The organism is Amphibacillus sp. Q70 (assembly GCF_052055485.1).
In the GTDB taxonomy this organism is placed as follows: domain Bacteria; phylum Bacillota; class Bacilli; order Bacillales; family Amphibacillaceae; genus Amphibacillus.
This window is the reverse complement of record NZ_CP197171.1, coordinates 1,768,777-1,781,501: the sequence shown is the minus strand read 5'-3', so window position 1 is coordinate 1,781,501 and position 12,725 is coordinate 1,768,777. Positions and strand designations below refer to the sequence as shown.

Below are 12,725 nucleotides of genomic sequence, written 5' to 3'. Positions count from 1 at the left end.
ATAGCATACCATCTAACCTAAAACACTTTTAACTATTTCATATAACTGATGAACATGTTCAGGTTTTGTCTCACCTGTTCTAGGGTCAATAATAGAACTGTAAATATGCGGGATTATTTGTCTAACTCCAGCATTAATTGCAATTTCAATAATTTCCCTGAAGTTATTGAAATCTATACCGCCAGTTGGTTCTAGAATAAAATTACTTTTAGCACATGCTTCTGCAACTGCTTTATATTCTTCCTTATGTTTTAGACCTTTCATTGGAAAGTATTTTACCGAATTTCCTCCCATATCTTTCAGCAAAGCAATGGCCGTTTCAATGGGAACCTCTGTAGGTATTGATTGACTGCTTAGAGGACCCGTTGCAATATTAACATAACCTACTTTACCTGTCGGCGATACTAGACCATTGATCAGTGTTTCATTCTGATTTAGCAATGTTCTATTTTTGCCTATTCCAGTAAATACTTGGTTGACATGCTGTGGCTGTATTTCTTTTGATATCCGGGCAACTCTATCACTCTGATTAGGATCTCCTGCACCTAATCCAACTGAAATAGCATTATCTACTGCTTCTTGATATTTTATCATATCTACAATTGCACTTTGATCATCATCATAATTTATCGATAAAACACCTAAAACTACATTTCCTTCAGCTATCTGATAACAATCAATTGCGTTAGCTACTGAATTTGTTAATACGTTTAGACAAACTCTATCTTTATAAAATGTGGGTTTCTTTTGCATAATGCTCCCCTATTCACGATTTATTTTTGTGTAATTTCCATTATTCTATTGACAATTTGTTTTATTTCACTATTACTTACACTACGAATATCAAATTCAATAATCCCGTTGTTAACTTCATATTCACGAGTGTAAATTGCGGGAAATCCTGCCTTAAGTGTATCAACTATTGATTTAGCATCTAAAAAACAATCTTCTTTAACTATTAACTTTGCTCGGTATATATCTCTTCCAGCTGAGTCTTGCACGATTTCAGCCTTTAGTCCTTCTATATCCTCTAATTCCGTTATAAAAGGCTTTAACCTGCAAATCATACTCTTCCCAGATTCACTACCAATTTTTAAAAATTGTTCGATAGCATAAGCTATTCCTAAAATACTTTCTTTACCGATTTTCATTGATCTTCCTATACCATTAGCTTGCATACGAACCCAATTTATATATTTTGTTTTTCCTAAAACAATTCCTGAAGACGGTCCCTCAACTGCCTTTGCCCCGCTATAAATAACAATATCAGCTCCCATTTGGTAGTACTTAACCAAGTCTTCCTCCGCAGCAGCGTCAACTATCAATGGTAATTGATAGTTTTTTGCCATTTCAGCAGCTTCTTTAATATTTAACATGTTTTTTTGTACTGAATGATGACTTTTAACATACATTATTGCAGCGGTATCATCGTCTATCATAAGTTCGATATGTTGTTTTGAACACATATTGCTATATCCAGCCTCAACAACTTTCCCTCCACCTAGATTGATCATTAATTCGATCGGTGTCCCATAATCAACATTATGTCCTTTAGGTAAAACAATCTTTCTTTTGGAATAACTTTTATCAAATGGATGATATAAATGATGTTGACTTCCTTTTCCAATTATCGCTGCAACTGACTGTGCAATTCCTGCTGATGCGCTAGAAACGATCACTGCATCTTCAACTTCCAAAAGATTAGCTATATGCGTTCCTGTCTTTTTTATTAAATCTTTCATTTCAAAAAAGTTTTGCGACCCAGTCTTGAGAACCTCTGAAACTTCATCTGAAATTCTAGATACACCTAGAATAGTCATTTTTCCTGATGCATTGATCACTTTTTTCAATTTGTATTTTTGATAGACATTTTCCATCTTTTAGAGATACCCCCTCATACATAGTAATATGGAAACTATTAAAAACTCGCTATTTTTTTGGTAATCTCTTTCGACTTATACCAAGTGAAAATAGCGAGTTAATATGAATATAAGTTACGTTTGAGATCGTTAAAATTAATATTTTTTAGCCTATCTATTAAATTTCTTACAAAATTCCAAGAAATGCTCCAACAATGCTTATTAAAACGATAGTCCCTAAAATAAGCCCATACCTTGGTCCTTTCTTTACCATGAATAAATAAATGCCAAATACTGCTGCCAGAGGTAACAACCCTTTAAAAATATCGTCAAGGATATTCTGAATAACGATATCCACTCCTGCAGATGTAGAAATTTCCCAAGGTGTTGAGATCGTAACATAACTAGCAGATAAAGCCCCCATCATCATCATTCCTAAAACATTGGCAGCATATATTAATTGTTTCATCTGCCCGCCTTGCAGTAACGTTATAATGGATGACTTACCTAATTTATATGAATTATTCAATAATAACCAACTAGCATACATCGTGATAGCCGTATAAATAATTACCGGCGCAACCCCCGCAAAACCACTTCCATTTCTCGCCATTGGTATGAAAAGAGAAAGTATAATTGGCATTAAGGCTGCCCATATTATTGAATCACCAATACCCGCCATAGGTCCCATCAAACCCGTTTTAATAGAAGTTATCGAAGCATCTCCAATTTCAGCACCATTTGACTTTTCCTCTTCCATCGCCAAAGCCACACCTTGAATAGCGGATCCTACAGTTCCTTCTGTATTAAAAAATACTAAGTGTCTTCTAAGTGCTTCTTTTTGTGCTTCTTCATCCCCTTTATATAATTTTTTCACAGCAGGAATCATAGAGGCACAAAAAACTAAACTTTGTAGTCTTTCATAAGAATTTGATAATTCACAACCAAGTTGGTATATAATGTACGTCTTAAGTAAATCCCTTTTTGAAAGCTTTCCTTTCACTGATTTATTTGCAGCTTCCATTATCTGTTCCTTATCCATCGCCATCATTATGCCTCCTTTAGACCTTTATTTTTCACTAAATAGGCAATACAAGTACCAATTACAGCAATTGCCATAACCTCAGCATCAAAATACATAACAGCCACGAAACCAATCAAAAAATATGGGATTAAAGATTTTTTCCCAATTACCATAATAGTCAAGGCAAAACCTAAGGCTGGTAACAAACTACCCATAACTTCAAAGGCATGCATCAGCGTTTCCGGAATCAATTCAATCAATCTATTAACAGCTGATTCTCCAAAATACACTGCCGCAAAGACAACTGGAAACCTTATAATAAATCCTAAAACTGTTGGATAGAGAAAAGCTGCCCTGTATATACCTCCATAATTTAAAGTCTCGACATGTTTATCGGCCATATGCACCCAGGCAGCATTAATTGTTCTACGTAGCTGATCCATGAAGACCCCTATGACACCGAATGGAACAGCTAGTGCAATAGTGGCTTCTGGACTCATTTGGGCAGCTACTCCAATTGGAATTGCAATGGTAGCTGCTAAAGCAGGATCATTCGGTACATTTCCACCCGGAGTTGATGTAACACCTAAAAAGATCAATTGTAGTCCTGCACCGATAATCATAGAGTCATGCATATTGCCGGTTACTAAGCCGACTACAAACGCTATGGGTAACGGTTGTACCAATATACCTGAAAAGGTATAACCCAATCTTAATCTTGCAAACCAATAATATAAACCCATTACGATAGCAATTCCTAGCGTATTCATATAATTTCTCCTCTCATTTGATGATCATTAATATTTTTCTAAAACGCTTGCTAATTTTAATGGTGAATCTTCTGGGATTGTCTGAAAATAAAGGTCCAATTCTTTTTGATCTAGTATTTTGAGTATTTCGACATCATTATCATCCAGTGTGATGTTCTGATATACAACTTTACGACCAGGTCCACCTCCTAATCCGCCAACTTGTGCTGCCTTCAATTGAATCCCTTCGTTGACAATACTAGATAATGTTTTTAAATCAGGAACCAATAATAAAACATTACCCTCTCCAAATTGGTTATCCTTCCAAGTATTCACACCACTTTCCACCCCGAAAATATCCACCTTAACTCCCGGAGGTGCTGCCATCGAATATATACTTTTCATAAAATCATCCTTCTCCAATTCATCACTGATAACAACAATGTGATTTGCTTGTGATTGATTCACCCATTTTGTAACGACTTGACCATGGATTAATCTGCTATCAACCCGGCATAAAACGATTTGAGCCATTTATTTCACTCCATTTTTTAAGATTTAATATTTATTGATAAAACCTTACAATTATTCAAACTCGCTTCCAACAACTCCCGGACTAAATGGTCGTTTAATTCTGATTGCTGATTGGAGACTGCTTCCAACAGTAATCCAGCATTTAAACCACTAATTATTTTTAAATTATATTTTTGTGTAAGTTTTAAAGCTACATTACTTGTCGTACCACCATATAAGTCTGTAAGAACAAGTACTGATGAATTTAAACTTTTGATTTTCTCTTCTACTCTAGAATAGTAATCATTAAATGTATCCGCTGACATTAGTGGGATACTATAAGCCCCTGGTGCATTACCTACTATCATTTTTAAATTAGAGAGAAGAGAACCCCCCCACTCACCATGTGTTAGCAATAAGATGTCATATTTTTTCGGCATATTTTTCACCTCGTTAATTATGATTTAATGTATAACTTAAGATACTAACTGCTTCAGTATTCTTGATGTTTAAGTTATATTTACTATTTATTTTTGTTAAAGTTTCTTCTATAATTTTAATTTCTTCTGGATATTTGTATTTGTAATAGTCATAGTTATTCTCATAGATAAATTCCCCTCGTTGCCACCTTGGAACAGCCATAACGATATGAATAAATATACCTGTAACAGCCTTTAAATAATTACTTTTTTGGTGGTTAACATCTACTAATTTAGTTACCATTTCTAATACCTCTAATAAAATCATTGATATCATTTCTACTTCTTGATCCAAAAAATCCATATTATTAAAATACCGTTCAGAATAAAAAGAGAAAAAGTTCATAATTTCAATGTTCATTCTTGAATCTTTAGCAATCGGATTATTTTTATTTAGGATTTTAGATAAACTATGTTTAAAGTCATCCAACTCTATTTTTTTCCGATTTTCAACTGGGTTTCGGAGGTATAATAATTCTCTAATTTGACCCAGCTCCTGACTAGTGATCATTGGGCTGACAATTAATGTTGGCTTTCCAACTTCTTCAATGTTGTAAGTACTAATGATCAAATCTACTTTTTCAATTTGTGCTTCATCCAATGTCTTATCAACGGCTGGCTTTATATCAACAATTTCTACATCTGTCAGGTTATTTAAAAGGCGAGTTTTAAGGAAGCTTGTCGTTGATTTTCTCAAGTTACTAACCAAAAGAATTTTCTTATTTTTAATGATTGGTCGTTCGATTGCCTTTACAAAATACAAAGTGATAAATCCTATTTCATCTTCACTAATATTAATATGGTAGGCCTGAAATATAGTCTTTTTTGTATCTTCAATAATGTAGTATATATCCCCGTATTTTGTCTTGATTTCATCCAAAATAGGATTGTGATCATTCATACCAAACTTTAACCTGCTAAATGAACGTATGAAGTGAGCCCTCAGTTCTCTTCGAAGCATATCGGTATCATGTAAAACTACATATGATCCCGCATACTCAATTAATTGACTTACTATCTCATTTATCTCTTCTTCATTAACTTCAACATAAAGAAGGACCGTTTCGTCATAGTTCTCCTTTAACAAAAAGTGAATAAAATAGATTATTTCATTGTAAATAAATTCACTTTTACCACCATCAAAAACCTCATTCATAATTGATTGTATATTCTTGAAAATTTCAGATTTATAACAGAATATATGATAATGTGGTTTTTCTTCTATCAGCTTACCTGTATTAATTCGAGAAACTAACATCAAAATGAAAAATCTTAGAAACTGTATTTTTTCTACACTTTGATTATAATTTATATTTTTTGATATCTTTTTTTCAATCCAATGAACATCCTTCATTACTTCTGAATCAATAAACATATTCAAAAAACGGAATACATTCTGACACTTTTTTCGTAATATGGGAAACAACTCATATAGTATATATTTTCTAATCAAGACTTCATTACCACTTATAAAATATCCAACTCTTGTTTTTCCTTCGATCGTTATTCCAAAATTATCTAATTCATCTCTTAGATTTTTAATCGTATTAATAACTGTCGTTTTCGAAATATTAAGTCTATCTGCCATGTCATAAGAGAAAACATTTCCCCGTGAAAATAAAATCATTAAGAGTATAATTTTTTTTCTTTCTTCTAATGAATATACTTCTGCTGGTCTTAATTCAAATTTGTAAAGTATTTCTTTTAATTTCGTCTTGTTTAATACAACAACTCCTACCTTTGGTTTCTTAATTAATTCTAAGTCATAGTCTTTTAACCATAACTTTATTTCTTCAGTATCATATCTAATGGTTCTTAATGATACTTTAAAGGTGTCAGCTAATGCTTTAGCTGTTACAGGACCATTAACATCTGCTAAGAAAGCTAAAATATGTTTTTGTCTATCATTAAGCGTTTCCATAATAGTCACCTCATTACCTAACCTAATTTAATGTTAGTCCAACCTTATCATTTGTACAATATCATTCTCATGCACATTTAATAGTGCAATTTTATATTAATGCTACGGTTTATCTATTATTAATTTTGTTATTAGTAAAATAATGCTTCTGTATATAGTGCAAAACTATTCTAATTAAATATTTTATGAGTATATATCTTTCTTGAGGAATCCTATCTTCGGATAAAGTATTCAAATATACGATTAAGGGCACAATTGAGTGGAAAAGGGACATTTACTTTTTGGATTGCATATAGAAGACACCATTGATATTTTAGCTAATAAATAATATTAATTTATCAAGACTGAGGGCAAATCCAAGGAAAGCGTAAGATATTTTCGGAGCGACAAGCATGAGTAGGAACTTGTTAAACTTTCTTATGTTACAAAAAAAGAGCTGAAACAAAGCGCAGCCAAATAAAAAGGGCTGTTGCACAATAAAATTGTTAGTAGTTTTTATGTGGCTAGAAAGACTGTACAACTCAATAAGCGTAAGCATTATTGTCATTCTAGCTGTAACACTTGAATTCATTCGAGTAAGCTCTAATCAAGGGAATGGAATTCGAAATAAATATAGAAGGACATTTCATATCAAATCGTAAATCAAAATGTCGGTTAGAGGGCTTCTATCATACATTTCTATCGAAATCGCAAGCCAGAATGTCGGATAAAGAGCTTCTATCATACATTTCTATCAGAATCGTAAATCAGAATGTCGGATAGAGGGCTTCTATCATACATTTTTATCGGAATCGTAAATCAGAATGTCGGTTAGAGGGCTTCTATCCAGAGTTTCACGTAAATAATAAGAAAATACTCCGCCGTTAACAAGGGAAATAATAGCAAAAATGAAACGGTTGTGTTTATCAAAAATAGATAAACACAACCGTTTTTATTCGTATGAGACTCGTTTTGTCTCTATCACTTTTCATTTTATCACAGATAACCGTCCGTAAAACTCGGGGTAACAATGGGTTTCGATGGGGCTTGAGACTGGGACTGCGGTTACTCGCCCCACTGGAAACATCTGCATGACCTACATCCTATAGGCCCAACTCCCACTGAGTGAAGTTTCGTTTTATTTCATCAAATCATCGGTCACACTGAACTTAAATATCTAATGCCCAAGCCCCTTTACGGAAGACTGGTTCTGTTTTTCCATCGGCTGTAACACCATCAATATCTAAGTCTGCTGAGCCAATCATGAAGTCGACATGTGTTAGACTATCATTGACACCATGCTGATCAAGCTCCTCATCAGACATTTCAGAGCCGCCTTCTAAATTTGTTGGGTAGGCTTTACCTAAAGCAATATGGCAAGATGCATTTTCATCAAACAAAGTATTATAAAAAATCAATCCTGATTGAGAAATAGGTGAAGCATCAGGGACAAGCGCTAATTCGCCTAGACGTTTTGCGCCTTCATCAGATTCCAATAAGTGCTTCAACGTTTCATAGCCTTGCTCAGCTTTAAAATCAACAACTTTACCCTCTTCAAAAGTTAGACTGAAATTATCAATCATATTACCGCCATAGACCAATGGCTTTGTACTCGTCACAACACCATTAACTCCATATTTATGTGGAACAGTAAAGACTTCCTCTGTTGGCATATTCGGATTAAAATGGCGACCCTCTGTCGTATACGCACCGCCACCTTTCCAAATATGGCCTTCTGGTAAATCAAAAGTAATATCTGTCCCAGGTGCTTTGAAAATTAATTGTTTATATTTTTTTTCATTTAAAATACCATGGGCATCTTTTAATGTTTGATTATGTTGATCCCAAGCAGCGATTGGATCTTCTTGATCAACACGAACAATTTGGAAGATTTGTTCCCATAGCTTTTCCTTTGCTTCTTCTACATCTGAATCTGGGAAAATCTTCTGTGCCCAATCTCCAGTTGGAATGGAAATGATTGACCAAGCAATTCGGTCATTCATCGTATACTTTCGGAATTCTTTCATTGCTTCAGCACGAGCTTTTGTCGCTTTAGCCACTTTTGCTGGATCAACTTCTTTTAGCAAATCCGGATTCGTTGATCGAATCGACAATAAAGCAACGCCATCTTCTGCATAGCTTAAATATTTATCAACTTGCCATTGTGGTACATCCATCAACACTTCTTCTGATTCATTTTGATACTTTAATAAAGTGATTTCGTCATCTTGCCAGTTAATAATGACATCCTTTGCTCCTAATTCATATGCTTTTCGCACAACAATACGAGTAAAGTCTACACCTTCTATTGACGAATTAATCATTAAAGCTTGTCCTTTTTGCAAATTAACTCCTGTTTTTAAAGCAAGTTCAGCATATTTTTCTTGCAACTTTACATCTGCCATATGATTCCCTCCAAATTTTCTATTCAGATCTTATTATACATCACTTATTTCGGATTATGAAATATATTATTCCTGCTCCAATTCTTCGACAAGTAAAGAGAGCTCTTCCCACCTATCCATCTTTGTTTCCAGAAGGGCTTCGAGTTCAAGCTGACGGTCATAATGCATTCGCACCGCTTCAGCATCAGATCCTGCTGCTAAAACCGCTTGTTTCTCTTGCTCAATCCCTTGCTCAAGTTCTTCAATCTCATCTTCAATCACAGCCCATTCCTTTTGCTCATGATAAGACAGTTTCTTCTTCTTTGGTTTTACTTTAGCCGGCTTTTGCTTTTCGTTAGTCACAGAACTTTTTAGATTGACTTGTTTTTCTAAAAACTCACTATAATTGCCATAGAAGGTTTCTATTATCCCCGCTGCTTTAAAGACGAGCAGTTGTCGAGCGATTCGATCAAGAAAGTAGCGATCATGTGAAACAGTAATCACGACACCAGGAAAACTATCTAAATAGTCTTCCAAAATGGCTAATGTATGTGTATCTAAGTCATTAGTTGGCTCATCAAGCAATAATACATTAGGCTCTTCCATCAATACCTTTAACAAATAAAGCCGGCGTTTTTCTCCGCCTGAAAGTCTGTGGATATAGGTCCACTGCTGAGGACGAGGAAATAGAAAACGCTCCAGCATCTGTTCAGCAGTAACCACTTGATTGTCTTCAGTATGAATTACTTCAGCTGTTTCTCGAATATATTCAATAATCTTTAAATTTTCATCCATATCATTATGATCTTGTTGATAATAGCCCAATTTCACTGTTGGTCCGATATCCACTTCACCTTGATCAGGTTCAACTTTTCCAGCAATTAAATTCAGTAAAGTTGTTTTTCCACTGCCATTTGGGCCGACAATGCCTATTCGGTCACCCGGTTTAATCAAATAAGAGAATGAATCAACAAGGGATTTATTTTGATAAGCTTTAGTCACTTGATTAAGTTCGAGGACTTTCTTACCTAATCGCGTTGAGCCAACACCAAACTCAAGTTCAGACTGATCGGTTGCAAAGTTTTTAGTTTTCATATCTTTGATTCGATCAATTCTCGCCTTTTGTTTGGTAGAACGTGCTCTTGCTCCACGCTTGAGCCAAGCCATTTCGTTTCTTAGGATATTAGCGTGTTTCTGTTCTTCCTGTTGTTCAAGTTGCAAGCGTTCTGCTTTTTTGGCTAAATAGGTTTCATAATTACCGCTATATTGATACAGGTTGCCCAAATCGAGCTCATAAATCCGATTCGTTACCCGATTTAAGAAATAACGGTCATGTGTTACTAACATAATAGCCCCTTGATAAGTTGGCAAAAACTTTTCTAGCCATTCAATCGATTCATGATCCAAGTGGTTAGTCGGTTCATCTAAAATAAGTAAATGTGCCGGTTGAACTAATGCCTTTGCTAAGGCTACCCGCTTTTGTTGACCGCCTGATAACATTTTTATTTCTCGATCAAACTGATTAATACCCAATTTAGTTAAGATTATTTTTGCTGTGGTGGCTGCATCCCATGCATCCAAACGATCCATCTTTGCTTGAATACGTGTAAATTGTCTTTGGACGGATCCATCATCTGGTGTTTTTTCTAATTGATAAAGGATTTCTTCATATTCTCGAAGTGCGGTCATCAGGGAGGATTCACCTGCAAAAACCTCAGCTAATAGGGTCCGATCTGGCTGGAGTTCAGGCTCTTGTGCTAAATAAGCCATTGAAAAATCATTAGCATGTCTAATCGTACCCTGTTCTCGATCTTCTCTTTCAGCCACTAGCTTTAAAAGTGTTGATTTCCCTGTTCCATTAACACCAACGATTCCAATCCTATCTTGCTTCTCTATTGAAAATGTGATTTGGTTTAATAACGTTTTTTCTCCATAACTTTTCGTTAAATTTTCTACCGATAAGATTTCCATCATATCACTCCCAACTACTTCTCTTGCTAGTATAATATAGTCTTGCTGATCAAACAAATAACGGCGTAACTTTAACAGTCTGCTTCTATTTATCACAGATAACCGTCCGTAAAACTCGGAGCAAAAACGGGCTTCGTTTTATTTTCTAATTTATCAGTGTTCACCCATTAATCATAGCTAACTCCATTTCAGTCATCTAATTCGTGATTAAATTTACTGATAATCCGTAAAAAAAAGCGAATGATCAATCCAATCAGCTTGAATTTCATTCACCTTTCTTATTAATCCATTTATTTTTGTCTGAGCTTCTCACAGTATTGGCGAAATTAAACGAGCGATTGATTCTTTAATTTGAATCCAAAGTGATCGCTTCCGGTAATCTTCTAGTGTCAATAAATCAGATTGACTCATATCCTGTTCAAAATCAGCGATTAAACGCTGCGTTACATCCTCACTATATAGAAAGGCATTGACTTCAAAGTTTAAGCGAAAACTTCGAACATCAATATTCGCGGTTCCTACTGATGCAATCTTACCATCAACCATAATCGTCTTTGCATGTAAGAAACCATTTTGATAAATATATATCTTTGCCCCTGCTTCAAGCATATTACCAATATAAGAATGGGTTGCCCAATAAACAAAAGGATGATCAGGCTTATTCGGAATCATAATTCGAACATCAATACCAGATAAGGCCGCTATTTTGACCACATCAGCTAAACTCTCATCAGGAATAAAATAAGGTGTTTGAATATAAACATAATCTTCAGCTTCCATAATCATTTTGATGTAACCATACTTGATTTGTTCCCAGTCAGAATCTGGCCCGCTTGAAACAATTTGCATGCCAACATTACCATTGGGTTTCGCCTGATAATAGATCGGGTCATAGAGGATAAGCTGCTGCTTTGAAGCTTGGTTCCAATCCAAAATAAAACGTGTTTGCATATTTCGAACGGCCTCACCTGTTATGCGCAAATGGGTATCTCGCCAATAACCATATTTTTTTACTTCACCGAGATATTCATCACCAACATTAAACCCGCCCGTATAACCAATTTCCCCATCGATAATCACGAGTTTTCGATGATTACGATAATTTATTTTAAAGTTAATCTTAGGAATCAATGAAGGAAAAAAGGCTTCTACCAAAACCCCTGCTTGCTTTAATTCTCGGATAAAGCGTCGACTTAACTTTCGAGCCCCTAAGTCATCATATAAAAAACGAACAGAGACACCCTCTTGTGCCTTTTTCTTTAATAGGTTTCCAATACGTTTTCCAAGATGATCACTTCGATAAATATAATATTGCATATGAATATGATGTTTAGCCGATTCTATATCTTTGATCAGTGCATCAAATTTAGCTTGTCCATCATTATAAATCTCAACTTCATTTTCTTGAGTTAAGATCGCATCATTATTGCGTAAATGCAGATAAAACAAGTCTCGATTATTTTCAAAATGATCAGGAATTGGAAAACTGTCTTCTGCTAGTAATTGCAATTGATTTTCAACGGCATTTTTAACACCAAATCTACTTTTATTATCCCAAATAAAGAGCTTCTTCCGACTTAATTTACGTCCGAACATAAGGTAAAGTAAAAAACCGCCAAGTGGAATAAAAGTTAACACAAGCAACCATGACCAAGTGGATGTTGGATTTTTATGCTCAAGAAATACAATCGTAATAGCTAAAGCAATATTTAAAAATAATATAAGTCCTAAAATGAGTGCAATAATATCCAAATGTTTTCCTCCTCTCATGGATGTTCTAATCATAATATACCATATTTTATGAACAAGTTTCATCTGCCGACTCTCAGAATTAGAATAATACACA

General features: G+C 34.7%; 10 protein-coding genes. All 10 read right to left on the bottom strand.

The window, feature by feature from the left end; all coding sequences use genetic code 11:
- Positions 1-12 precede the first annotated feature (12 nt).
- The gene (dagF, locus tag ACS127_RS07915) at positions 13-753 is read right to left on the bottom strand and encodes a 2-dehydro-3-deoxy-phosphogluconate aldolase (protein WP_440897878.1); all 741 of its coding nucleotides are present in this window, start codon (positions 751-753) and stop codon (positions 13-15) included.
- 20 nt (positions 754-773) lie between these two features.
- Entirely contained in the window at positions 774-1,877 is a 1,104-nt protein-coding gene (locus ACS127_RS07910; protein WP_440897877.1) for a DgaE family pyridoxal phosphate-dependent ammonia lyase, read from the bottom strand.
- Positions 1,878-2,046: 169 nt separating this feature from the next.
- Complete coding sequence (locus ACS127_RS07905) at positions 2,047-2,907, bottom strand: PTS system mannose/fructose/sorbose family transporter subunit IID (protein WP_440897876.1); 861 nt, start codon at positions 2,905-2,907, stop codon at positions 2,047-2,049.
- A gap of 2 nt (positions 2,908-2,909) precedes the next feature.
- Positions 2,910-3,653, bottom strand: a complete 744-nt coding sequence (locus ACS127_RS07900; RefSeq protein WP_440897875.1) for a PTS mannose/fructose/sorbose/N-acetylgalactosamine transporter subunit IIC — start codon at positions 3,651-3,653, stop codon at positions 2,910-2,912.
- Between the two features lie 27 nt (positions 3,654-3,680).
- Positions 3,681-4,166, bottom strand: a complete 486-nt coding sequence (locus ACS127_RS07895) for a PTS system mannose/fructose/N-acetylgalactosamine-transporter subunit IIB (protein WP_440897874.1) — start codon at positions 4,164-4,166, stop codon at positions 3,681-3,683.
- 17 nt (positions 4,167-4,183) lie between these two features.
- The gene (locus ACS127_RS07890; RefSeq protein ID WP_440897873.1) at positions 4,184-4,585 is read right to left on the bottom strand and encodes a PTS sugar transporter subunit IIA; all 402 of its coding nucleotides are present in this window, start codon (positions 4,583-4,585) and stop codon (positions 4,184-4,186) included.
- Positions 4,586-4,598: 13 nt separating this feature from the next.
- On the bottom strand, positions 4,599-6,545 hold the full coding sequence (locus ACS127_RS07885) for a BglG family transcription antiterminator (RefSeq protein WP_440897872.1): 1,947 nt from the start codon (positions 6,543-6,545) through the stop codon (positions 4,599-4,601).
- Between the two features lie 1,148 nt (positions 6,546-7,693).
- Positions 7,694-8,929 (bottom strand): aminopeptidase, encoded by a 1,236-nt coding sequence (locus ACS127_RS07880; RefSeq protein WP_440897871.1) that lies wholly within the window; start codon positions 8,927-8,929, stop codon positions 7,694-7,696.
- A gap of 66 nt (positions 8,930-8,995) precedes the next feature.
- Positions 8,996-10,879: an ABC-F family ATP-binding cassette domain-containing protein gene (locus tag ACS127_RS07875; RefSeq protein WP_440898106.1), complete on the bottom strand. Its 1,884-nt coding sequence runs from the start codon at positions 10,877-10,879 to the stop codon at positions 8,996-8,998.
- 309 nt (positions 10,880-11,188) lie between these two features.
- A complete protein-coding gene (cls, locus tag ACS127_RS07870; RefSeq protein ID WP_440897870.1) occupies positions 11,189-12,631 on the bottom strand; it encodes a cardiolipin synthase in 1,443 nt (480 codons plus the stop codon).
- Positions 12,632-12,725 lie beyond the last annotated feature (94 nt).